This window comes from Aquimarina gracilis, assembly GCF_035285365.1.
Lineage (GTDB): Bacteria > Bacteroidota > Bacteroidia > Flavobacteriales > Flavobacteriaceae > Aquimarina > Aquimarina gracilis.
The window spans coordinates 1-25,178 of the sequence record NZ_JAYKLX010000007.1 but is presented as its reverse complement, the minus strand read 5'-3'; the positions used below and the strand labels follow the sequence as shown (position 1 = coordinate 25,178).

Genomic DNA, 25,178 nt, shown 5'->3' with positions numbered 1-25,178 from the left:
AATAAAGTGCACCTTATCTCGACCAATAAATTATGATAAAAGAGTTTAAAGAATTTTCTACAGGAGCAATACTTAAAATAGCCGATCAAGAGTTATTAGAACCCTACACCACCTCACAACTACTTGGGCTTTATACTTTTATACGGGTGCTAGACAATACTTTACGCATAGAGGTTGATGGTATTTCGTTAACTATCGAAAAAAATAAAATTGTTGTGCTTACTCCAAATCAATACTTCAAGTTTATTGATGGATCCAACATGATTGTATATCAATTTAATCGAGAATTTTACTGCATCAAAGACCATGACAAGGAAGTAAGTTGCATGGGTGTACTTTTTTATGGAAATAGCGTAACTCCAATTGTAGATCTAGATGACAAAAATAGAAATAAACTCGATTTATTACATCAAGTATATTTAGATGAACTTGATACAGTAGATACTATTCAAGCAGAAATGCTTCGTATGCTGATGGCTCGTTTTATAATCACTACAACTCGTCTTATCAAACAGCAAAATAATTTTGACCGCGCAGAAGAGAAAGTAGATATTCTTCGTGAGTTTAATGCATTAGTAGAATTTAATTTCAGAAAAGAACATTCTGTTGGGTTTTATGCCGAAAAATTGTTTAAGTCTCCCAAGACGCTATCAAATTATTTTGCTAAATTTGAGAAAAGTCCTTTACAGATTATACATGATCGTATAATCCTAGAGGCAAAACGCCTACTTATATATACTGACAAGACTGCTAAAGAGATTGCCTACGAGATAGGTTTTGACGATGCCTCGCATCTTAGTAGAATGTTTAAAAAGCATACAACTTTGTCTCCTTCAGAGTTCAAAAAAAGATTAAAACTAGAACCTGAAGCTACATACTAACAGAGTCTTGGAATACACTTTTATGTTAGTCAATTTTGTTAACGCCCCAATAGTAGTTCAAGTATTAAAAACTACCGAAATATCTTATACATTAATAAGATTCGGGCAAAACAAATATATAAATATGACACAGCTCATAAACCCCATAAAATTAATCCTACTTGCTCTATTTCTTCTAACACCCTATGCTGGAACCTCTCAAATAATGTACAAGGACCAATTAGAGACTGTATATCTTAATCACAAAGGGGAAGAAGTTGTTTACACCAACAACTTTAGTAGCTATAATGATAGTTTAATTTCTTCTGATGGGTTTAATTTCAGGATAGAGATTCGAAAAGCAAAAGAAGAAAATAGTTATTTATTATTTCTCTCCGAGATTTCTAACCTGGAAGTACCAAAAGCGGGATATTTAAAAACGATTAGAAAGGGAGCAAATAGAAGTACCAATGTTAAGGCATTTGAAAATTATTTAAATGAAAAACTCCCTGAGCTTATTAATCAATTCAGAAAAGATAATAATCTCGAGGAATTATATATAACCTCACGTAAAAATACTTTTAATGGAAAAATAGATTCTTTACCTAGTGTTCTATCTATAGATTTTTGATTACCCCTTAAAACAAAAAAAGTAAACACAAACAAACACCACCCACTAATTAACATGAAAAAAATAGCACCCCTATTGTTACGAATTGTTGTAGCAATAATTTTAATTCAAACCCTAAGATTTAAATTCACTGCACATCCAGACAGTGTATATATTTTCACCAAAGTAGGTCTAGAACCTTATGGCCGTATAGGAACAGGAATTACCGAACTTATTGCCGGTATCCTCCTCTTGATACCAAAAACTATATGGATCGGAGCCATGTTAACGCTTGGTATTATTGGCGGAGCAATTATGATGCACCTAACAAAGTTGGGTATCGAAATTAATAATGACGGGGGCGTTCTTTTCATCACCGCTGTTATCACATTCGTTTTGAGCGCCATAATTCTATACATAGAAAGAAAACAAGTTAAGTTTTTTTAGCTTCAAGAAGCTTTTCGACCATTTAGAACACTTTTAAAAGTCTATAAAAACGCCTCTACAAAATAGAGGCGTTTTTTATTTGGGAAATATTGACAAGCTGTCGGGAAAAACCAACATTCTAATAAGAGGATTTTGAACGCATCTTTGTATTGAAAATTAAACGAATCATAATAATCGCTCTAAAAGGTTTTCAAACCTTTATCAAGATTAGGGCAAAACACAAACAAATAGTATGACAACAATACAAAACAAATCGGTTTTTAATCTTATAGAGATTTTCCGTAAAGGAAAAAAACAAATTGTAAACTCTTTAAATTCGAAAACGCATTGCGAACAAAAAGGGATACATGATTTTTATTGTGAAGCAGAAAAACCTTTTATAAAAAAATAACCTCCTCGGGAAGATTTGACAAGTCATCGGGAAAAAGAAACATTCTTTTATAACCATTTCAGTCGGATCTTTGTATCAGAAAATTTAAACAAATAATTAAAATCAAATATTAACAAATCCCTTTTGTAGAGGGTATAAAAAAAATAAATTATGAGCACATTTAATGTTCCAACGAGAGAAGAAGTAAGTAGTAACAACCAAGCTATATTTGACAATCTTAATAAAGCTTTAGGTTTTGTTCCAAATTTGTATGCAACATATGCACATAGTGACACAGCATTAGAAAATTATCTAAACTTTTCGAATGCAAAAACTTCACTTTCAGCAAAAGAAAAAGAAGTAGTAAACCTAGCGGTTAGCCAAGTTAATGAATGTATCTATTGTTTATCTGCTCACACCGCAATAGGAAAAATGAACGGGTTTAACGATGAACAAATTTTGGAACTAAGAGCTGGACGCGCTTCTTTTGATAATAAATTGGATGCCTTGGCAAAATTAGCCAAGAATGTTACAGAAAACAGAGGTAGAGCAGATCAAAACATTATTGAAAACTTCTTTGCAGCAGGATATACCAAAGGAAATTTGATAGATACTATTGTATTGGTAGGAGACAAAACAATTTCTAATTATATCCATAGTACAACTCAGGTTCCTGTTGATTTTCCGGTTGCACAACCACTAGAAACCGAAACGGTGTAAGTATAACCACTACGGGATAGATACCCCATTTATATATCTGAGTAGGGTAGGAAATAAAACTTCCCACTCTACTCAGAACATCCAAAAAATTAGTAAATCATTTAAATAAATAATAAATATCATGAAAAAGTTAATCACATTATTCACTTTTATTTTTGCAATCACATTAAGCGCTCAGGCTCAAGAAGTAAAAACTGTATCTCTAGAGCAAACAAAAGGAGAGTTTACACAAAAAGAAGTAAAACTTTCTGAAGGAAGTTATGTTTTTAATATCGCTAACAACAATGCTGGTACAGATGTAGGTTTTGTACTTGTTCTAGAAGGGAAAGATGCTTCAGATGCAAAAAATCATATTAAAGAAGCGTATGTAACCAAGGTAGTGGCTGAAGGTAAATCAGAAAAATCAAACACGGTAACCCTTAAAAAAGGAACCTATAAATATTTCTGCCCTCTTAATAAAACACCACAATATACTTTGACTGTAGAATAATCTTTTTTACAATAATAAAACTGAAAAGCTTCCTCAACCGGAAGCTTTTTTTATGTAATTTAGTTGGTATGATTTCACAAATCGAAAAACACCTTTCAAAATACATTGAGCTTACTCCAGAAGAATTAAACCGATTTTCTTCTATTCTACTACACAAAAAACTACGAAAACGACAGTATCTTATACAAGAAGGTGATTATGTAACCCATGAATATTATGTAATTAAAGGCTGCCTTAAGGCCTACGAAATTGATAACCTGGGGGATGAACATATAGTACAATTTGCAATAGAAGATTGGTGGATTAGTGATTTCAAAGCGTTCTTTAAAGAAGAAAAAGCCCGACTAAACATAGAATGTATTGAGGACTCTGAGCTCATTGGAATTAGTAAATCTGACCTGGAACAACTATTTCTAGATGTCCCCAAATTTGATCGCTTTTTTCGAATTAAACTCACCAACGCTTTTGTTGCTTTGCAGGACCGTATTTTATCTTCGCTTGAAAAAACCAGTGCTGAGCGCTACATAGAATTCCGGAAAACTTATCCTAATATTGAGCAACGTGTACCTAATTATCTTATTGCCAATTATCTAGGAATCAAACCTGAAAGCTTAAGCAGGCTTCGGAAACAACTAGCTCATTCTTAACATAGATCAATTAGATTTCATAACATTGATCAATCATTTTATTATCAGCTGGTTACGATATTTGCGATGTACAAAATAATAACATCGTAAAAATCAGAAATCATGACTAAACAAATTTCACACAATCAAACACAAGACATAAAGAACAGAAAAACAGTAGCGGCATCATTCTTTGAAGCTTATAAAAAACATGATTTAGATACAGCCGTATCTTATACTACTGCGGATGCTACTTTTAGATATGTACCATTAGGAGAAAATGGTGTTGGTAAAATTAATGCCGAAAAAGGTACAAGTTGGAAAGGTATTGCAAATGCCCTAATTACAGCTTTCCCCGATCTTTCAAATGATGTTAAAAGTATTACGGTCGATAATGAAGGAAACGCAGTAGTACGTGTTTTTATTGGTGGGACTCAAGAAAATGAAATATTAGGTATACCGAGTCAAGGTAAATATTATAATACCGAGCATTTATTTATCCTAAAGATTAATGATAATAATAAGATCGAAGATATTACCTGTTTCTGGGACAACTGGGACTGGTTTCAACAAATTGGCTTTAATCCCGGATTAAACTAAATCTATTCGATATAGGGATAATAAAACACTAAAACATATCAGATAATCCAATTTGCAAAAACCCTAAAACCTTGTTAATCTCGATTAGCAAGGTTTTTCTTTTTTTATTTTAGCACAAAAACTAACCTAAAATGAAGTATTTACTCCCGCTAGCTATTCTTTGTACATTATACCTTTCCTGTAAAACTGAACAGAGAAAAGAAAATACATACGAAGATGATGTAGAAATGAAACATTCGGAGCCTAGGTCTAATATTGAAAAACCAAAAATATCTACTACTGCCGAAGCTATAGCCTATGCCAATGGGTTAAAAAACTGGAACGAGGTAAAAGAAATAAGGTTTACATTTAATGTTGACCGTGACACTACACATTTCGAACGTTCATGGAGCTGGCGCCCCAAAGAAGATCTGGTTACTATGACTTCAGAAAAAGATACAATAACTTACAACACAAAGAAAGTAGATAGTATTTCGCAAAAAGCCGACCAAGGATTTATTAATGATAAATATTGGTTATTAGCTCCATTTAACTTGGTATGGGACAAAGAAAGTTTTACTTCAAAACACCAAGTAAAAGCTGTGGCTCCAATTAGCAACAAAGAAATGCAAAAATTAACTATAACATACAAAAATGAAGGCGGATATACACCCGGTGACGCTTATGACTTTTATTTTGAAGGAGATTTTATCATCAAAGAATGGGTGTTTAGAGAAAAGAATGCAGAAAAGCCTTCATTAATTACCTCATGGGAGGATTATAATGATTATAATGGAATCAAAATTGCCAAAACTCATAATCGAAATGAAGGAGATTGGAAACTTCACTTTACAAACATTGAAGTAATCACCGAATAAAATATTCTTTTTATTCTGAAAAAGTATTTACCCCGAAAAAGCCTCTAGGGTTTTTGGGGTTTTCTCTTTTATAAAAGTAAGATAGATGTATTCTTTAACCCTGTCTTTTTTTAAGAAAAAAGGTAATTATCATTGCTAATACTGTACCCAATAAAAGCACGATAAAACTTAATCGTAAACTTTCTATTTTTGATAAAAACCCCAATATAGGTGGACTTAGTAAGAATCCTAAATATCCAAAACCAGCCACGAATGAAATTCCTTCGGCAGCAGAAATTCCTTTAGCTTTACCCGCCAATCTAAAAAGCTCAGGGATTATTACCGAAAAACCTAGACCTACCAAGCCAAAACCAACTATTGTTATTGCCACTTGCCCAGACAAAACTGCCCCAAAACCAAACATACCAATAACACATCCCCCAATAATGATTAGTAAAGAACCAAAACGCTTACTCACTTCGTCTCCAAGGAATCTCCCCAGGGTCATCATCGCAGAAAAGGCTACAAATCCAAATCCAGATATCTTCTCAGAGGTTATCCCAACGATATCCTGTAGGTATAGCTTACTCCAATGTTCTATGGCACCCTCACTTCCCATAATTAAAAATGCTATAACCGTAAGCCCCAATAAAGGTTTTAGTAATTTTAAAAAACCTAATTTTTTTTGCTCTTCTTTTTGTTCTTCCCTCCCTTTTATGGAAACATAAGCACGCGCCAGCAATAAATTGGTAACAATTACAAAAACTGCTGCATACATCATATGCAATGCAGGCAACTTTATGTATATAATAAGAAAGCTTCCTATACCAGCACCGATAACCCCTCCTAAACTAAAAAAACCATGGGATGCCGACATAAAATGAACGTCATCTTCTTGTTCAATATCTGAAACTAGCGCGTTCATAGCAATATCGGTTAAGCATGCCAATAATCCAACGGCAAAAAGCGCCACACAAAGTGTTAAGTAACTCGGTACAAGTAATGGAACCAAAAACAACAATGAAAATATTATAATCGAAAAAAGTGTAACCTTACCCACTCCTATTCTTTTGATAATAATCGACGATAAAGGAATCATGATCAAGGTTCCCAAAGCAAAACAAAATAATGCAATTCCTAATTGCGCATCATCAATGGTTAACTTTTCCTTTATCCTGGGAATATATAAAACCCAAGTTCCTACAATAATATTTAATGAAGCGAATACCCAAGCCGGACCAAAATAGCGAAGCCTTGTTAAAATTTGTTGCAATGAATTCATTATAAAAAGTAATTATGAAGGTACTATCTTCAAAATTAAAAACTTAAACTACTCATTTTTATAACAAAATATTCAAATAACAAAACATAATATTCTTATTCTATAGTATTATAAAAACTAAATGGTAATTTTGTTACATGCAAGTTTCTTATGAACAGATATATCTGGGGCAATCAAAATCACTGAAAATTGAAAGCTATACAAATAAATCCCATTGCGATATTGTAAGCTGGCATTTGCATCCCGAATATGAGTTGGTGTTTATAAAAAGCGGAAAAGGAAGCATTCAGATCGATTCGCATCATGAGGATTATGAAAAAGGGTTACTCATTTTTTTGGGACCAAATATCCCTCACATGCCTTTTGGGAACAAACAATTCAAGAATAACATTGAAGTTGTAATACAGTTTCCCGAAAGTTTTATAACAGAAAAACTAATCCATTTTCCTGAGTTCAACAAGGTTAGCGAATTTGTAAAAAAATCGAAGAATGGCGTTGTATTTTCACAAGAAACTCACAAACAACTTAAGTCCTCTTTTTTAAAATTTTCTAAGCAAAATAACACCGAAAAGCTATTGAATTTTATCGATGTTTTATATCAACTTTCAATTTCAAAAAACCAAAGACCGATCCTGAAACACCCTCTTTTATTGGATATTAACAAACACTCTCTTGAAAGAGTTTCCAAAATATTTAAATATGTAAATGACAATTACTCTAAAGAAATTCGATCTGAAAATCTAGCAAAAAAGCTGGGATTAACGCCAAATTCATTTTGTAGAATGTTTAAAAAAGCAACTGACCGAAATTTTATAGATTTTTTAAATGAATTTAGAATAAAGAAAGCACAAGAGTATTTCGAATACGAAGATACTTCGATAGCCGAAGTAATGTATAATTGCGGATTTAATGACCCTTCTTACTTTTCGAAACAGTTTAAAAAATATACGGGAAGTCTACCTTCTCAATACACTAACTCGTTGTAGTAACACTTAGTTAGACAACTCACTAGTCTTTTGCAAAATCCCTTGTTTAAGTATTTGTCCAAAATTATACATATCTTCAAAAGAACAGTAGAAAGGTGCTGGAGCTAGGCGAATAACATTGGGTTCTCTCCAATCTGTAATTACACCGTTTTTCATTAAATAATCAAATAGCTTTCTACCTTCGCCATGCAAGAATACAGAAAGTTGTGTCCCACGTTCTGAGGGATCAGAAGGTGTTATAACCTCAAAAGTACTATCAACTTGTTTATCAATTTCTTTTAAGACAAATTCAAGATAGGATACAATTAAATTTCGTTTTTGTATCAAAGCGTCCATACCAACTTCATCAAATAACTCTAATGATGCCAGATAAGGTGCCAACGCTAAGACTGGTGCATTGCTAAGTTGCCATGCGTCTGCATTGGGCATGGGTTCAAATTCGGGTTTCATAAGAAAACGAGTTTCTTTATTTGTTCCCCACCATCCCTCGAATCGAGGAATATCTTGTCTATTATGAAATCGTTCATGAACAAAACAACCAGAAGTATTTCCTGGGCCGCTATTCATATATTTATAACTACACCAAGCAGCAAAATCAACATCCCAATCATGCAATTCGAGTTTTATGTTGCCTGCTGCATGCGCCAGATCCCATCCTACAAACGCACCAATGTCATGGCCTGCTTTGGTAATAGTTTTCATATCAAAAACCTGCCCCGTATAATAATTAACTCCACCAATTAGAATTAATGCGCACTCCTCTCCTACTTCTTGAATAGTTTTAATAATATCTTCTTTTCTGAAATTATGCTCACCATCTCGCTTTTTAATTTCTACAATGGCATCTTTGGGATCATATCCATGAAACTTTACCTGGCTTTTCAACATATATTGATCGCTTGGGAATGCCTTTTCTTCACAAATAATTTTATATCGCTTATCGGTTGGCCTATAAAAAGACACCATAAGTAAATGGAGATTCACTGTTAATGTATTCATTACCGTAATCTCCTCAGGTTTTGCTCCTACTATTCTGCTTAGAGGTTCGGCCAAACGTTCATGATAATCCCACCAGGGTTTTTTGGCATAAAAATGCCCTTCTACAGCCAATTCGGACCAATCTTGCATTACCTCATCAACAAATCGCTTTGTGTTTTTGGGTTGAAGCCCTAAAGAATTACCCGTAAAGTAGATCACCTGCTTTCCATTCACCTTTGGAAAATGAAACTGATCACGATACTTTCTTAACACATCTTGTTCATCAAGATCTTGTGCAAATTGTTTGGTATTTTCGAATTGCATTGTTAGTATTTTGATTTCAAAAATACATATTAGAGTTGATTTGAAGAAAATTATAATGCCAACTATAACAATTTACAATGAAATCATAGTTTAGGTAAAAAAATTAACATTTATAGAATACCCAGTTTCAAAAAATGAAACTGGGCGATCGTAAATTTATAGAAATCGTGAAAAGAGAGAATAACAATATTTGAAAAACCAGGGGGATTCTTTTGGTTTTTTATTGACCTAAATGTTTAAATCTCTAGTTTTGCAAAAAAGCTATAGATATATGCACTTTATTCCTGAAGAATTGGATGATTATGTAGTAAATCATACTCAGAAAGAACCAGAGTTATTACAGAAATTAACTCGAGAAACCTACCAAAAAATTCTACAACCGCGAATGCTTAGTGGGCCATATCAAGGAAGGGTATTAAGTATGTTATCAAAACTGATTAACCCAAAGAACATCCTTGAGATTGGGACTTATACAGGATATTCGGCATTATGCCTGGCAGAGGGAATGCAACCCGATGGCGAATTACACACAATAGATATTAATGAGGAATTAGAAACTTTTCAAAGAAAATATTTTGATCTTTCTCCTTATGGCAATCAAATTCATCAGCATATAGGAGATGCAACTGAAATAATTCCTACTCTAAACACAAAATTTGATCTTGTATTTATTGATGCGGACAAACCTAATTATCCAAAATATTTCGAATTGATTATAAACAAAATGAATTCGAGTGGAGTGATTCTATCAGATAATGTTTTATGGAGCGGAAAGGTAATAGAACAAGTTGCAGATGAAGATATTTCAACAAAAGCCCTATTGGCTTACAATAAGCTCTTGGTTGATAATCACCGTATAGAAACAGTGCTTTTGCCAATACGTGATGGGTTAACCATTAGTAGAGTAATATAATAAAGGGAGCTCATAAGCTCCCTTTATTTGTACTTTTTCAATTACAACTTTAATTTCTTTCTATTGCACTGCTTTAAGTGCATCTATGTTGCCATAACCAAACTTGCTGTTACGGTTTGGATAGAACTCTCCTGCTCTTTTTAATTTATCCAAAACCTGGGATCTTGTCATATTTGGATTACGTGCCCAAACTAATGCCGCAATACCCGCAGTGGTAGCAGTAGCTACCGATGACCCACCTACATAATTTCTTGCACCAGAGTTAAACCCAATTACCGGTACATTTCTACCAGAATCTCCTGCTCTTTGCATTACAATAGTAAAATCGATCTTGCTTCCATCGTGGCAATTGCTACATCTATTGTACCCATTATCTTTGATTCCAGTAACGGCTACAGTCTCGCTCATACTTGCGGGGAAAATTACCCCATACCAATTGGTAAAAGAAGTAGAAGTTCCACCAGCTGCTATTACCATTTTTCCTTTACCATATGCATATCGCACTGCATCTTTTACATTACCGATTGACCAGGGATATCCTATAGACATAGAAATTATTTTTACATCACTTCTATTACCTAACGCCTTTAATGCATTACTTACTCCTTTACGTTCATGGTAATCCTCTAAAACTACATCTGCCGTACCTCTATAGGATACAAGGCTACTATTGTAAGCAACTCCAACTGGCATTCCATCATCATTACGTGGGGAAGCCAAAGCTGAAGCCATCGAAGTTCCATGTCCACATCTATCATTGGGACCATCTACATTATTAGACCACCACCAAGGTGAGTCGATATAGGTACCAAATCTTTGAACAAACCTTCCGCTAGAAGCTCCATCATTAAAATTGTTTCCCAAGAGGCTTTGATTGGCCGAAAGACCTGTGTCTATTAAACCAACAGTGATTCCTGCGCCTGTACTGTAGTTCCAGGCTTGCGATACTTTATGGATATCAAAATTCCAGGGCAACCATGCATTAGGAGATATAACTCGATAATCATTACCATTAATATTTTCTCCACTTTGCACACAACCAAAGTCTTTTTGCTGTGTATTATCTTCTTTTAAATACGCCGTGTAAAAAGTATCAATATATCTAATTTTATCAGCTTTTTGTAAAGCTATAATAGTCTCTAGTTTGGTGACCTCGACATCAACAAAGTTTAGTACTTTATCTTCCTGCTGAATAACACTAGATTTATCTTGTGCTTCGGTGCTTCCTACAATATCAAGAATATTGTTTTTAACTGCTATTAACTCTGGTGAACGTTGTACAGAGAAACTCTGACCCTTTTCGCCGTAGCCTATACTGATAATATTTCCACTGTGCATTGCTGCACTCCATAAAACAACCGCTGGAGCATTCAGCCATACTAAATCACCGTTCTGTTTTAATTCGCCTTCTATATAGGAATTAATTTCTGATATAGATAATAGTTTTTGAGAATCTAATGATTCTGAGGTCTGATTACTAATTTCATTAGAGGTTTCTTGTTCACAAGAAAGTACAAGGAATACCCCTAAAAGGAGGAGAACAATTCTTTTCATTTTTAGAATAAGTTTAATGAGTTTGTGTATAAAAATGCCAAATGAAGAATTTTCAAAAAAATAAGAATAATTATCATTTAGTTAGTTTCAACGCTAATATATTAAATATATCTAAAATATTAAGTTGTTTTTTTGAAAGAATGACAATAAAAACTCAGATATTATGCTCGCATAGCACTAAATTTTGAGGTGAAATTTCCCCAAAACCCCAGTAACCATTGGCTTTTCTTAGGAACACACATTGTTTTACAATAACAGCAAAAAAAATGTTGTTTTTTTATGGAATAACCAGAAAATACATGTAGAAATAATCAAAAATGCAAAAAAAAGAAGTGTTTCTTAGAACTGACGTTTTACCGGACCGGTAATTTCGTCTATATCATCCTTAACCTGATCGATTTCCTTCTTAATGTCGGTAGTAATAGAAGAAGTAACATCTGTATCGAGGCCGTGCTTTTCAGCACTTTTAGTGATTTCAGTTTTTATATCGTTGGTAGCATCTTTAACAATACGCATACCTTTGCCCAATCCTCTAGCGATTTCAGGGATTTTATCTGCTCCAAAAACCATAACCAATATAAAAACTATAAAAGCAATTTCGGTCCCACTGATAAATAAAGGTACTGTAACCATAATGGTACAAATATATATAATATCTTAAAAACAAAAGCCATTCGACATATGCGAATGGCTTTATTTAAGAAAATTTTATTTTTAGCTATATTATTGTCCTTTAACTTTGTTTTTGAATTTTTCAAACTTACCTAATTTTTTTCTTTTTGGCCAGGTATTATTTGAAGTATCAATATCTGCAGTTTCCTCATTGGGATCTACTACAATTTTGGTTATTGCTTTTTCTGAAGCCAAGGTTCTTTTGGCTTTTTTATCATTTTTACGCCATATTTCTGCTGGATACGTCACCATTTCTTTAGTTCCATCATCATAGGTATATTCTACTATTAAAGGCATAACCAATCCCCCGGGTTTCTCGAAGGTAATCTCATAGAAATACTTTGGATTCTTAATTCTTTTCCGCTCATCTACAGAAAAATTATCCATTAAATATTCTTTTAACTTCGTTGGATCTTCAATCAACCCATCATTGGACTTGATCCTATTATAATCTTCACTTCCTTCCTCGACCATTACAACAAGATCAGCAGGGTTTGCAAATCTTAATCTTCTATCCTTTGCAGCAAATGTTTGTGATTCTAAAGTAGGTATTTTTGATACTACAAATCTCTTAACATCGCTTACACCAATATCGGTATAATCTGTGGTGTAAAACCATCCTCTCCAGAACCAATCTAAATCTACAGCCGAAGCGTCCTCCATAGTCCTAAAAAAGTCTTCGGGTGTTGGGTGTTTAAACATCCATCTTTGCGAATAAGTCCTGAAAGAATAATCAAAAAGTTCTCTGCCCATTACCGTTTCTCTAAGAATATTTAGCCCAGTTGCTGGTTTGGCATATGCGTTTGGTCCAAATTGATGAATATTATTAGATTGCGTCATAATTGGCGAAAGACGGTCCTGATTACCGCTCATATACGGAACTATTTTTTTGGCCGGACCTCTTCTAGAAGGATATGCCTTATCTTTACCTAAAGCTTCTGGATACCACTCTCCAAAATCTTGCTCGGCAACGTATTGCACAAAGGTGTTTAACCCTTCATCCATCCAGGTCCATTGACGCTCATCACTATTTACAATCATTGGAAAAAAGTTATGTCCTACCTCATGGATAATAACACTCATCATTCCATATTTTGTACGGTCACTATATGATCCATCTGGATTTGGTCTCCCATAGTTCCAACAGATCATAGGGTACTCCATTCCCTGATTTTTGGCATGTACCGAGATCGCCTTGTGATAAGGATAATCAAAAGTCATTCGACTATAAGATTTAAGTGTACTTGCTACTACTTTTGTAGACCAGTCTTCCCATAGCGGATTTCCTTCTTTTGGATACATCGATACCGCCATAATATCTTTGCCTCCAATTTTAACAGCCATCATATCCCATATAAATCTTCTTGATGTGGCAAACCCAAAATCACGAACATTTTTGGCTTTAAACTTCCAAGTTTTTTCCTTTTTTGAAAACTTGTCTTCTTTGGCAACAGCTTCTTCTTGTGTTACAATTAAAACAGGTTCATCGTATGATTTTTTTGCTTTTTCATAACGACTCATCATCTCTTTACTAAACACATCTTTTCGATTTACCAAAACTCCGGTTGCATCCAGAATATGATCTGATGGAACTGTGATATTTACATCAAAGTCTCCAAACGGTAGTGCAAACTCTCCTCTACCCCAAAACTGATGATTTTGCCATCCTTCTACATCATTATATACCGCCATTCTAGGATAAAATTGTGCTATAACATAGGCTCTATTCCCATCTTCAAACTCTTCATATCCAGATCGTCCACGCCCATTAACATGATCATTAATATTATACCACCAATCTATAGAAAACACAAACTTACCACCCGGCTCCAGGTCCTTGGGCATTTCCACACGCATCATAGTTCTATTAATGGTATATTTTAAAGGTTGACCATTCACATCTTTTACAGAAGTGATATTAAATCCACCATCAAAAGGCTCTGAGAGATACTTGGTCAAAAACCCTTTTGGAGAACTTGCCAAATCCATCCCAGCTCCTTGAATCAAGGGTGTTTTTGAATCCTTGGCACGCATATTTTGGTCCAACTGCACCCAAAGAAATTCTAAATTATCAGGGGAATTATTGGTATAGGTAATAGTTTCTTTTCCTGTAAGTTTTTTGTTTTGATCATCAAGCTTAATGTCCATCTTATAATCTGCCTGTTGTTGATAATAAGCCGAACCAGGAGCTCCAGAACCTGTTCTATACATATTAGGAGTAGCAAACTCCTCATACATCTGTTTGAATTTATTTTGATTTGTATGACCCAATTCACGAGTTTTTCCTGAGTCCTGTCCATACATCATTGCCCCCGACAATAAAGAAACCATTGCGAAAACTAATAGTGTGTTTTTCATTTGAGATATGTGTTAATGTAAATAAGTTGCAAAATAACTGTTTTTTAAAATTTCAATGATTTATTCACTAAAATTTAACAGCCCATTGCTCTTTCCTTTTTCCAATATCAAACTTTTTCGTTGATTATCTTTTTTAACATGAACAATATTTTGTTGTTCCTCAAAATAATCCATTAAAATATCATTCGAAACTTCAATACTCGATAAAGAGTCAATTTCTAATATTTCTAGATAACAAATCATTAGATCATCTTCGTATTCTTTGCCTAAAAAAGTAAATGAGACCTCTTTATCATTTACTTTTATTTTTAGTTTTTGATCGAAATATTTTTCAAGATATTTCTCTGTAATTGATGTTTCTTCTTTTACATTTAGGACTATTGATTGATCATATCTTTCTTGAAGAAGGTCTTCAATATCATCAATAAAAACTCTAGATATAATTTGTAAAGATTGCCGTTCTTTATTGTACTCTATTTGTGTAACACTTACATAAAACTTATGTGTTATAAAAGAACATAGAGTTATTGAGAGCACGAACAAGAACATTAACTTTATTTTCTTCATATTTGAAATTCGTAAAGCGATAAAAGTAACCAATTTTAAGATTCTGATTCAAAAAATTGTGCCAAAGTTGAAAATTGAGTTAAAAATTAATCTATCTCTTTATGTATCCTGTAAGACTTTGATTTTTCTTGAAAAAATTCAAACAATTCCAATCTCTTTTGATCATCAAGTAGATCATTATAAGATTCATCTTCTGCGCAGTAATATATGAAGTCTGATATAAGATCTTTTGGTACACCCAAAGAATCGACAAAAAAAGAGGTGGTAAGTATGATCTCTCCTTGATTAACAACATTTTTAAAATCCTCTATCTTTTTGATGCGTTTTAGCTTTTTGACAGTTCCGTTTAAATAATTAATAGGGCCATCAATTATCCCAGATTTTGCTGTATATAATCTTCTTTCGGCCAATGTGGGCTGTGGTTTATCACTAAATGGAAGCCCCAGTATTTTATTATCTACATAAGGCTGTGTTTCAATATTTTTACTGTCTTTATCAAGATTTCCGGACAATTCAACGTTACTCACCTTTACCTCCTCCAATTTTTGCACTACTGATCTCAGAACAATTTTAAGTGTATCGTTATTAAGATAGTTTTCATTAACAATCAAAGATAAAATCTCATATTGCACCGATGAAAATATAATTGAATCCCCTACAGTTGCAGGAATCTCAAAAGATCCTTGCCTATCATTTGTAGCACCTATTTTCTTTGTATAATTTACTATGTTAATGGCATACCCTTGTAAAGAGTCGGCAACAATTCTTCCCTTTAGATTTTGGGATTGACCAAACACCTGAACAGAAATAATCGTAAATAATAAGAGTATTTTTTTGGTCATAAGATCACCTTCATTGATGATCTATTTTTTAACTAGCATAAGGATCATCCATCAAAAAGACGAAGTTATAGTTGCTGTATTACAATTTTTGTTTCAAAAAATTATTGTCGTTGACGATATAATTTGCTTTGATAAACCAAAAACTGAAGCAAATCGAGTTCTTTTCCGGTTTCAAAATATTTATTGTCTAAGCCATTATCTTCGGCAAAGAATAAAAAATCATTAATTTGATGTATTTCTAGAGCAAGATAATCCTTAAAAAAGTCATCATTATACATATCTCTCACTTTTACATCGATATCCTTTCCTTTTTCTTTCTTTTTCTTCTTTTCTTTATTATTGTAAACCAACTTAAAGAGGTTTACAAAATTTAACCCGTTGATCATTCTATCCTCTAAAAACACTTTATTTTCTAGAGCTGTTAAGCTATCTGGTCGAAAATCATAATCGGTATCGTTTATTCGAACCGAGGTTTCTTTGGATACCGTACCAATACCACTTTTACTGAAACCAATTTTTTTAACATCAACCGTAACATTACCGTTGAGGTCGTAAGGAGTCACAACTACTTCTTCAAGTTGATTAACAGATTCATTCAGAAATACATTTAATCGTTTACTGTCCATAACACCTTTATCAATCAACACAATGAAATGCTGGTATTGCATGGCAACAATCTCAATTCTGTCATTTATTCCCACACTTATTTTAAAAAGACCTTCTTTATTTGTAATAGTACCCTTATTAGTACTGCGATTAAACACCACAACACCTTCGACATCATCACCAATAGGTGCGCTTATTTTTCCATCGATCATTACTCTAGAAGTAATTTGTGCAGTGGATATTGTTAGACCAAAACAAATTAAGAGGGTAGAAAAAAAGATTTTCATAATAGATACGGTTAATTTATTTATTAAGATACTACATTTTTTTATCTTCCCTCAAGATTTTAAATATAAGAAAACGTTAAACTACCTTTACCAAAAAAATAATGAAAAACTGTATCATAGCTAGTACTTCTACAATTTATGGAAGTGGCCCATTAGAGTATCTACAAGAAGCTTTACTTGAACTATTCGAAAACATAGACGAAATTCTCTTTATTCCTTATGCCCGTCCTGGGGGAATTTCACATGATGAATACACTATTGGTATCAATAATATATTCAAAAAAATAGGTAAAAGGGTAATGGGTATACATATGTTTGAAAACCCCATTGAAGCTTTGCAAAAGGCTAAAGGCATTTATACAGGAGGCGGAAATACTTTTCTACTTGTTGATCAATTGTATCGAAATGGAATTTTGGAGCCGCTTCAACATAAAATACTTTCAGGAACACCTTATTTGGGCACTAGTGCCGGAAGCAATATTTGTGGGCTCACCATGCAAACGACCAATGATATGCCGATTGTATATCCCCCTGGCTTTAAAACACTAGGTATTTTTCCATTCAATATTAATGCTCACTACCTTGATCCAGACCCTAACTCTACTCACAAGGGAGAAACAAGAGAAACCAGGATTAAAGAATTTCACAAACTTAATTCACAACCTGTGGTAGGGTTAAGAGAAGGTAGCTGGTTAAGGATTAAAGGCGAAGAAATTACTTTGGAAGGAAATCTAGACAGTAGGGTTTTTGAACAAAACAAAACTCCATATGAAATATCTCCCAAAAGCTCTTTGTCAAAACTAAGTTAAGATCTCATAAGTGGAATACCAACAAATATTAAATACCATTAATTCGGAATTATCTGGAATATCAAATTCTGGAGAAGTTGCCACTTACATACCAGAATTAGCAACTATATCCCCCAAAAAACTTGGGATGCATTTATATTGCATAAATTCTGGTCACTACAGTTTTGGAAACAACGAAGAACGATTTTCTATTCAGAGTATTTCCAAAGTATTTAGTCTCACTATGGCTATGTCGATTTTGGATGACCAACTTTTTCGGAGAGTAGACGTTGAACCTTCAGGAAATCCATTCAATTCCTTAATACAGTTAGAATACGAAAACGGAATCCCAAGAAATCCTTTTATTAATGCCGGGGCCCTGGTCATTTCAGATATTTTAATTTCAGAACTTAAAAATCCTAAAAAAGATTTTCTTGATTTTGTTCACAACATCACAGAAAACAATAGCATTTCTGTTAATCAAAAAGTATTCATATCAGAAAAAGAATGTAGTTTCCGCAATGCAGCTTTGATAAACCTAATGAAATCTTTTGGCAATATTAAAAATGACATTGAAGAAGTATTAGACTTTTACATCTACCAATGTGCTATAGAAATGTCATGTAAAGAGCTGGCAACTGCATTTATGGTATATGCCAATAGCGGCAAAAAGTTATCAGACACCACCCAAATATTATCTGAACAAAAAACCAAGCGTATTAATGCGATTATGCAAACTTGTGGATTTTATGATGAAGCCGGTGAGTTTAGCTTTAGAGTTGGCCTTCCTGGTAAAAGTGGTGTTGGCGGAGGAATAGCCGCTATACATCCGGGTCAGTATGCCGTAACTGTATGGAGCCCTCCCCTAAACCCAAAGGGAAATTCTGAACTTGGGATGCATGCCTTGGAGAAGTTAACTACCTTGACAGGATATTCGATTTTTTAGGAATCAAAAACCATGTGATAATGAACATTGTTATTGGATAATGTTTATTTTAATTAAATTGCGTTAAAACTGAATATCCAAATCACTTCATATATAAAACAGAAATAAATGAGCGATCTTATAGAACAACAACGAGAGCACTTTGAAAATATATCTGAGAAATATTATAATGCTCGAAAGTCTACAAATCATTTATATCTAAAAGAATTAATGTGGCGTTTCTTTTTTAAGAATAAAACGCAGTTAAAAGACAATCAACTTTCTGTTTTGGAACCTATGTGTGGTTATTCTGAAGGAAAATCAATTCTTGAACGAAATATTGGTGTTTTAGGCTCCTATGAAGGGTTTGATTATAGTTCAGTTTTAGTTGAAAAGGTAAAAGAAATGAATCCGGACCTGAATGTATATGTCCAGGATGTTTCTACCTTTAAAAGTGACAAAAAATTTGATGTCATTATTATTATCGGAGGTCTGCACCATGTACCTTCTATGTGTGAAGAAGTGGTTCAAAACTTAAGAAACAATCTTAAATCTCAAGGAGCTTTTATTGTTCTTGAACCTACACATAATAATATCATATTTAGAAAAATTCGCGAACGCATATATAATAAAAACACTTTATTTGATCAGGAAACCGAAAAAGCTTTTCGATTGAAAGAATTGAATAATCTTTTTCTTAATAATGGATATAAATTAGCTGATCAAATGTATCCCGGTTTGCTTTCGTATATATTGTTTTATAACCCAGATGCTTTCCCGTTTTTAAATATAGGAGGAAAAGGATTGGTAAAGTTGGCTTTTAAAATAGACTCTTTCTTTTTTAGAAATTATATAGGAAGAAAATTATCCTTCGCGACTTTGAGTATGTTTACCATAGACTAAGAAATATCATTTGTTTTTTTCTTGACAAGATATAACGGTCTGGATTTTGTTTCATTAAATATTCGAGATACGTATTCTCCAATTATAGACATAATTAGAAGTTGAATTCCGCCCAAAATTAAGATGGTGATCAAGATAGACGTCCAACCTGCAACATTAAGCCCTATAAAGTAGTTATACAGTATAAATATTGCATACACTATACCTGTAACAAAGAAAATCAATCCTAGATACAAAGAAATTCTTAATGGTCTTGAAGACATACTTGTTATGCCATTTACTGCCAATTTGATCATTTTCTTAAGCGTATAAGATGATTTTCCCGAGAATCTTGGATTAGCTTTGTATGCTACGGTACCTTGATGAAACCCTATCCAGCTAACGAGTCCTCTTGTAAAACGATCATGTTCTTTGATACTAAGAAAAGCATCAACCGTCTCTCTACTCATTAATCGAAAATCGGCTCCAAAAGGCTCTACTTTGGTATCGGATAGTTTATTAATAATAGCATAAAACAGGGATGAAGTTTTCTTCTTAAAAAAAGACGTCGACTCATCATCAATCCTTCTGGTATTTACAATGTCATAGCCTTCCTCATATTTACTTATCAAATCGGGAATAACATGAGGAGGATGTTGTAAATCTCCATCCATCGTAATAACAACATCGCCGGTCGACCTTTCTAAACCCGCCAACAATGCTATTTGATGTCCAAAGTTCCTAGAAAGAGAAATTCCAGATACGTAGTCATAAGTATTAGCTATTTTTTCTATTTCAAGATAGGTATGATCTTTACTACCATCATCAACAAAAATGACTTCATATGAAAAAGAGAATGTAGTAACTACCTCTTTTAACTCTTTAAAAAGTTCCTGGATGTTACTTTCTTCATTGAAACAAGGTACTACTATGGATAATTTTGATATACTCATCAATGATGGTATTAGTTATTTCTTTTTTTAACTTCTCGAATTAACATTGTTAAATATGCCTGATTTATCTTATATCCAAGTTTTTTTGCTTGCAAAGCATCTTTTAAAGAAAGCTTCCAGTTATTAGTACTCACTCTTGCAACAGACCTGGAAAAATAGTATTTGGATTTTTTATTATCAACCCCGATAGCCATAGAAAGATATTTTTCGGCTTCTTTGTAATTCTTCAACGTTAAGTAACTATGTCCAACTATATAAAAAATATGGCTTTCCTTTGTTTGATTTACTTTTATAGTATTAAGACCGTCTTCTAATGCCTCTGTATATTTTTTTTCTTTAAAATAAAACTTTGCACGTGAGATCAAATACCTTTCATTTTCTGGAGAAAATTCTAAAAGTTTATTCAAATCTTTTAAATATTTTTCCCTCTGATTGGTAACAAAATATAGATAAGCTCGATTTTCATAGGCATGTTCATAAGCAGGATGCAATGCAATTGCTCTAGAGACATGATAGAAAGCACTATCATATTGCTTTTGTTCATAATACAGTTTCGTAATGTTATTATGAGCTAAAAAATAATTGGGACTTAATTTAATAGATTTTTTATATAAAATTTTTGCCGTATCTAATTTACCCTGATTTCTATAATAGTAACCTAGACTGTTGTATGCAAATGGGTTTTTAGGGTTTACCTCCAAAGCCTGTGTCCATAGATTTTTGTTGTTTTTAAATACATGAACTCTATTAAATGAAGAAATTGAAAAGAAAACTATGAATAATCCTAATGAAATAACAAACCAACCTTTATTAATCATCTTCAATTTTTCTTTTAAATAAAAAAGAGAACGATATAATAGTACTGAAAAACCTATTATCGCAACATAAGCATATCGATCGGCCATATGTGAATCTCTTAAATGAAAAAACGCAAAAGCCAATGCAAGGCTCAAAAACCCAAGAGTCCATAAAAACCCGAATCTAAATATTCGATCCTTAATAGAAATAAAACTTCCTAAAAGTAAAAGGATTAAAGTCGTTAAAACTGTAAAAACAGAAACATTGGATTCTTTATATGGATAGGGATATGAGTATGAAAGTTCTATAGGAAATAAAAAGTTATAAAAATACAATAAGAAAGTTTTTGACAGCAATGCTATCTTTTCATAAAATGAAACATTCCTATCTATTATATTGGGACCTCCAGTTTTTGTAATTTCTATCGTTACCAATCCAAAAATTAGTGTTATTACAACACAACTAATCATCTCTACTATTACCCTTTTATTCCAAATCGAATCAAACTTTATTAAATTTATGAGCAAAAGCCCTACTGGAAACAATATTGCTTGTTCCTTGGTTAATAAAGCTAGAACATAGCATATCAAAACAGGAATCAATCTAATTTTTTTAAAATTGCTTTCTAAATACTTCAGGTAAAAAAGATATCCCAAAAACATCAGCAAAACTGCATTTCTAAAAATAACGGATATCCAACCTATGGTTTCAACCTGCATAGGATGTATGGCAAAAAGTAAAACAACAATGATAACGAGTAACTTATCCTTAAAAAGTTTATCAAAAATTTTGAATAATAAGAACACATTAACAAGATGTACTAATAGTGCACAAATCTTGAAAGCTGTGGCATTTTCACCAAAAAAATAGTATATAATTGAATGATAAACTTCTCCTAAAGGAGAGTATTGCCCCCCTTGAAGTGTACTAAAAATATTCTTTATTGATTGCCATGATAAATTGATTACATTTTCATTTTCGTAGATATACCAATTATCATCATAAGATAAAAATTCAGAACCTGTAAAAACTGAACCAAAAACGATTAAGGTAATAACTATGATTCCCAATATAATCTTCTGTGAACTTACGCTTTGCAGAATTTCTTCATAGTTCATCAAAAAATTTTTTACTTTCATAAATATTTATTTTCAGTAAATATAATAAAATAAGCAAGCGAACTAAGAAATTATCAAAACCCCTTATTCGATAAGGCAATAAGATAATGGACACATGATTATTGAAGTCTTGTGTATTTACTTTTCTTAGGAGTTAGCGCGTATATCTAACCAAAAACTTCTTTCTTCTTATCAAGCTCGAAAAGAAAAAATATCTTTTTCATCAAGCATGCAATTATAATTCATGAGAATAAAAAAATCTCATCTAGTAAGATGAGATTTTTATTGAGCGGGAGACCGGGTTCGAACCGGCGACATTCAGCTTGGAAGGCTGACGCTCTACCAACTGAGCTACTCCCGCTTTTGTGACGGCAAATGTATATCTTTTTAATTAAAAAAATAAAAATTTGTTTAAAAAATATATAAAACACCGCTTATGGCAATATTTTTACGGTTAAACCGTAATTAAAAAAAAGGTTAAAACGTATTTAATCGATAAAAATTGCTGTTAATCCGAAAAAAAGTTTATTTTTGTTAATAAATATTTAATTATCTAAGTAGTTATTACTATTATTGTTAGATAAATTATTTAAATAGCGACTTTAATTAGTAAATATATTCGTCATTATTAATTTAATAGAGTTTCCATTTATTGCAAAGAAATACCCAATATTATGAACGTAAGAATTACCCTGATTCTTCTACTACTATTGAGCTCAAGTGCTTTGTTTTCTCAAGTAAAAGTAGGAGATGCCCCCAACACTATTGATTCTTCATCTCTTCTTGAATTACAAAGTGCAGACAGAGTGTTTGTTCTCACTAGGGTTAATGACAGTCAGATGAGTGCTATTACACCTCTCCCTGGTGCAATGGTCTACAATACCGAACAAGGTTGTGTATTCCAATTTGATGGAACAAACTGGCAATCATTGTGTACCGCTGCCGAGACAATTACTTTTGTTGTTGAAAACCCTGATGGTTCTTTTACTTATACCAACGAGGATAATGTTGCTGTAACCATTAATAAAGCTCAGCTTACTGATAATAGTGATGGAACATTTACTTTTGATAATGGAGATACTACTACCGGTCCTATTACGTTTGTAGGCACGGATAACCAAGATGCTACTCAAGTAAACCTTAATCCCTCTATAGATATAGATGGTGACAGTACTCCAGAGACAACTGTACAAGAAGCAATTGAAGCGTTATCTACTGCAACAGATAACAACACTACTAATACCTCTTTTACTCAAGACGGCACTAACCTTATCATCACTGATTCTGATGGTAGTACGGTTTCCATTGCTCTTGCTGATATTGACACCAATACTACCAATGCTAGTATTACTGAAGATGGTACCAACTTAATCTTAACCGATTCTGATGGTAGTACAGTTTCTATTGCTCTGGCTGATATTGATACCAATACAACCAATGCAAGTCTTACCGAAGACGGAACTAACCTTATCATCACTGATTCTGATGGTAGTACAGTTTCTATTGCTCTGGCTGATATTGATACTAATACTACCAATGCAAGTGTAACTGAAGACGGAACTAACCTTATCATCACTGATTCCGATGGTAGTACGGTTTCTATTGCTCTGGCTGATATTGATACCAACACTACGAACGCAAGTCTTACTGAAGATGGCACCAACTTAATCTTAACCGATTCTGATGGTAGCACTGTAGCGATTGCGTTAGCTGATATTGATACCAATACTACCAATGCTAGTCTTACCGAAGACGGAACTAACTTAATCTTAACCGATTCGGATGGTAGCACCGTAGCGATTGCTCTGGCTGATATTGATACCAATACAACCAATGCAAGTCTTACTGAAGATGGTACCAACTTAATCTTAACCGATTCTGATGGTAGCACCGTAGCGATTGCATTAGCTGATATTGATACCAACACTACAAATGCTAGTCTTACCGAAGACGGTACCAACCTTATCATCACTGATTCCGATGGTAGTACGGTTTCCATTGCTCTTGCTGATATTGACACCAACACTACGAACGCAAGTCTTACTGAAGACGGAACCAACCTTATCATCACTGATTCTGATGGTAGTACAGTTTCTATTGCTCTGGCTGATATTGATACCAATACAACCAATGCAAGTCTTACCGAAGATGGAACTAACTTAATCTTAACCGATTCGGATGGTAGCACCGTAGCGATTGCGTTAGCTGATATTGATACCAATACTACCAATGCTAGTCTTACCGAAGACGGAACTAACCTTATCATCACTGATTCCGATGGTAGTACAGTTTCTATTGCTCTGGCTGATATTGACACCAATACAACCAATGCTAGTCTTACCGAAGACGGTACCAACTTAATCATCACTGATTCCGATGGTAGCACCGTAGCGATTGCATTAGCTGATATTGATACCAACACTACGAATACTAGTCTTACTGAAGATGGTACCAACTTAATCATCACTGATTCAGATGGTAGTACAGTTTCTATTGCTCTGGCTGATATTGATACCAACACTACCAATGCTAGTCTTACCGAAGACGGTACTAACTTAATCTTAACCGATTCTGATGGTAGCACCGTAGCGATTGCATTAGCTGATATTGATTCAGATACAAATACTACCAATGTTAGTCTTACTGAAGATGGTACCAACTTGATCTTAACCGATTCCGATGGTAGTACAGTTTCTATTGCTCTGGCTGATATTGATACCAACACTACAAATGCTAGTCTTACCGAAGATGGTACCAACTTAATCTTAACCGATTCGGATGGTAGC

General features: G+C 33.4%; 24 protein-coding genes and 1 tRNA gene. 14 read left to right on the top strand and 11 right to left on the bottom strand.

Going from position 1 to position 25,178, the window contains the following annotated elements; genetic code table 11:
• Nucleotides 1-32: 32 nt before the first annotated feature.
• The 8 genes from U6A24_RS14925 (at nt 33) to U6A24_RS14890 (ending at nt 5,580) form a co-directional block, all read left to right on the top strand.
• The gene (locus tag U6A24_RS14925; protein ID WP_324180796.1) at nt 33-881 is read left to right on the top strand and encodes a helix-turn-helix domain-containing protein; all 849 of its coding nucleotides are present in this window, start codon (nt 33-35) and stop codon (nt 879-881) included.
• A gap of 124 nt (nt 882-1,005) precedes the next feature.
• Complete coding sequence (locus U6A24_RS14920) at nt 1,006-1,491, top strand: hypothetical protein (protein WP_324180795.1); 486 nt, start codon at nt 1,006-1,008, stop codon at nt 1,489-1,491.
• 54 nt (nt 1,492-1,545) lie between these two features.
• Complete coding sequence (locus U6A24_RS14915; RefSeq protein ID WP_324180794.1) at nt 1,546-1,917, top strand: DoxX family membrane protein; 372 nt, start codon at nt 1,546-1,548, stop codon at nt 1,915-1,917.
• A gap of 541 nt (nt 1,918-2,458) precedes the next feature.
• A complete protein-coding gene (locus U6A24_RS14910) occupies nt 2,459-3,007 on the top strand; it encodes a carboxymuconolactone decarboxylase family protein (RefSeq protein ID WP_324180793.1) in 549 nt (182 codons plus the stop codon).
• Nucleotides 3,008-3,128: 121 nt separating this feature from the next.
• The gene (locus tag U6A24_RS14905) at nt 3,129-3,497 is read left to right on the top strand and encodes a cupredoxin domain-containing protein (protein WP_324180792.1); all 369 of its coding nucleotides are present in this window, start codon (nt 3,129-3,131) and stop codon (nt 3,495-3,497) included.
• 68 nt (nt 3,498-3,565) lie between these two features.
• Nucleotides 3,566-4,144, top strand: coding sequence for a Crp/Fnr family transcriptional regulator (locus U6A24_RS14900; protein ID WP_324180791.1), 579 nt, complete (start codon nt 3,566-3,568; stop codon nt 4,142-4,144).
• 102 nt (nt 4,145-4,246) lie between these two features.
• Complete coding sequence (locus tag U6A24_RS14895) at nt 4,247-4,723, top strand: ester cyclase (protein ID WP_324180790.1); 477 nt, start codon at nt 4,247-4,249, stop codon at nt 4,721-4,723.
• Nucleotides 4,724-4,854: 131 nt separating this feature from the next.
• Nucleotides 4,855-5,580: a hypothetical protein gene (locus tag U6A24_RS14890; RefSeq protein ID WP_324180789.1), complete on the top strand. Its 726-nt coding sequence runs from the start codon at nt 4,855-4,857 to the stop codon at nt 5,578-5,580.
• A 94-nt stretch (nt 5,581-5,674) separates the two neighbouring features.
• Here U6A24_RS14890 and U6A24_RS14885 read toward each other — a convergent pair whose 3' ends face one another.
• On the bottom strand, nt 5,675-6,841 hold the full coding sequence (locus U6A24_RS14885; protein WP_324180788.1) for an MFS transporter: 1,167 nt from the start codon (nt 6,839-6,841) through the stop codon (nt 5,675-5,677).
• A 137-nt stretch (nt 6,842-6,978) separates the two neighbouring features.
• On the opposite strand from U6A24_RS14885, the gene U6A24_RS14880 reads away from it, so the two are divergent.
• Nucleotides 6,979-7,827 (top strand): AraC family transcriptional regulator, encoded by an 849-nt coding sequence (locus U6A24_RS14880; RefSeq protein ID WP_324180787.1) that lies wholly within the window; start codon nt 6,979-6,981, stop codon nt 7,825-7,827.
• Nucleotides 7,828-7,833: 6 nt separating this feature from the next.
• Here U6A24_RS14880 and kynU read toward each other — a convergent pair whose 3' ends face one another.
• Nucleotides 7,834-9,129, bottom strand: a complete 1,296-nt coding sequence (gene kynU, locus U6A24_RS14875) for a kynureninase (protein ID WP_324180786.1) — start codon at nt 9,127-9,129, stop codon at nt 7,834-7,836.
• Between the two features lie 271 nt (nt 9,130-9,400).
• Between kynU and U6A24_RS14870 the strand changes: the two genes are divergently transcribed.
• Nucleotides 9,401-10,042 (top strand): O-methyltransferase, encoded by a 642-nt coding sequence (locus U6A24_RS14870; RefSeq protein WP_324180785.1) that lies wholly within the window; start codon nt 9,401-9,403, stop codon nt 10,040-10,042.
• Between the two features lie 60 nt (nt 10,043-10,102).
• Here the strand turns inward: U6A24_RS14870 and U6A24_RS14865 are convergent, their stop codons facing one another.
• The 6 genes from U6A24_RS14865 to U6A24_RS14840 form a co-directional block, all read right to left on the bottom strand.
• On the bottom strand, nt 10,103-11,596 hold the full coding sequence (locus U6A24_RS14865) for a S8 family peptidase (protein WP_324180784.1): 1,494 nt from the start codon (nt 11,594-11,596) through the stop codon (nt 10,103-10,105).
• 339 nt (nt 11,597-11,935) lie between these two features.
• Nucleotides 11,936-12,229: a Sec-independent protein translocase subunit TatA/TatB gene (locus U6A24_RS14860; RefSeq protein ID WP_324180783.1), complete on the bottom strand. Its 294-nt coding sequence runs from the start codon at nt 12,227-12,229 to the stop codon at nt 11,936-11,938.
• Nucleotides 12,230-12,319: 90 nt separating this feature from the next.
• Nucleotides 12,320-14,626: a M1 family metallopeptidase gene (locus U6A24_RS14855; protein ID WP_407654050.1), complete on the bottom strand. Its 2,307-nt coding sequence runs from the start codon at nt 14,624-14,626 to the stop codon at nt 12,320-12,322.
• Nucleotides 14,627-14,686: 60 nt separating this feature from the next.
• Nucleotides 14,687-15,193 (bottom strand): DUF6702 family protein, encoded by a 507-nt coding sequence (locus tag U6A24_RS14850; RefSeq protein WP_324180782.1) that lies wholly within the window; start codon nt 15,191-15,193, stop codon nt 14,687-14,689.
• An 86-nt stretch (nt 15,194-15,279) separates the two neighbouring features.
• Nucleotides 15,280-16,035, bottom strand: a complete 756-nt coding sequence (locus U6A24_RS14845) for a hypothetical protein (RefSeq protein WP_324180781.1) — start codon at nt 16,033-16,035, stop codon at nt 15,280-15,282.
• Nucleotides 16,036-16,136: 101 nt separating this feature from the next.
• Nucleotides 16,137-16,928 carry a peptidase associated/transthyretin-like domain-containing protein gene (locus tag U6A24_RS14840; protein ID WP_324180780.1) on the bottom strand — a complete coding sequence of 264 codons (792 nt, stop codon included), beginning with the start codon at nt 16,926-16,928 and terminating at the stop codon, nt 16,137-16,139.
• A 101-nt stretch (nt 16,929-17,029) separates the two neighbouring features.
• On the opposite strand from U6A24_RS14840, the gene pepE reads away from it, so the two are divergent.
• The 3 genes from pepE to U6A24_RS14825 all read left to right on the top strand — a co-directional run bounded on the left by pepE (nt 17,030) and on the right by U6A24_RS14825 (nt 19,544).
• Nucleotides 17,030-17,737: a dipeptidase PepE gene (gene pepE / locus U6A24_RS14835; protein WP_324180779.1), complete on the top strand. Its 708-nt coding sequence runs from the start codon at nt 17,030-17,032 to the stop codon at nt 17,735-17,737.
• A gap of 10 nt (nt 17,738-17,747) precedes the next feature.
• Nucleotides 17,748-18,662, top strand: coding sequence for a glutaminase (locus tag U6A24_RS14830; RefSeq protein WP_324180778.1), 915 nt, complete (start codon nt 17,748-17,750; stop codon nt 18,660-18,662).
• Between the two features lie 108 nt (nt 18,663-18,770).
• Nucleotides 18,771-19,544, top strand: a complete 774-nt coding sequence (locus U6A24_RS14825) for a class I SAM-dependent methyltransferase (protein ID WP_324180777.1) — start codon at nt 18,771-18,773, stop codon at nt 19,542-19,544.
• Here the strand turns inward: U6A24_RS14825 and U6A24_RS14820 are convergent.
• From U6A24_RS14820 to U6A24_RS14810, 3 genes are all read right to left on the bottom strand, one after another.
• On the bottom strand, nt 19,541-20,476 hold the full coding sequence (locus U6A24_RS14820) for a glycosyltransferase family 2 protein (protein ID WP_324180776.1): 936 nt from the start codon (nt 20,474-20,476) through the stop codon (nt 19,541-19,543). The two genes, U6A24_RS14825 and U6A24_RS14820, sit on opposite strands and share 4 nt — an antisense overlap.
• Nucleotides 20,477-20,487: 11 nt before the next feature.
• The gene (locus U6A24_RS14815; RefSeq protein ID WP_324180775.1) at nt 20,488-22,413 is read right to left on the bottom strand and encodes a tetratricopeptide repeat protein; all 1,926 of its coding nucleotides are present in this window, start codon (nt 22,411-22,413) and stop codon (nt 20,488-20,490) included.
• A 267-nt stretch (nt 22,414-22,680) separates the two neighbouring features.
• Nucleotides 22,681-22,753, bottom strand: a tRNA-Gly gene (locus U6A24_RS14810).
• A 313-nt stretch (nt 22,754-23,066) separates the two neighbouring features.
• Here U6A24_RS14810 and U6A24_RS14805 point away from each other — a divergent pair.
• Nucleotides 23,067-25,178, top strand: a 2,112-nt coding sequence (locus U6A24_RS14805; protein WP_324180774.1) for a beta strand repeat-containing protein, incomplete at its 3' end; no start/stop codon positions are given.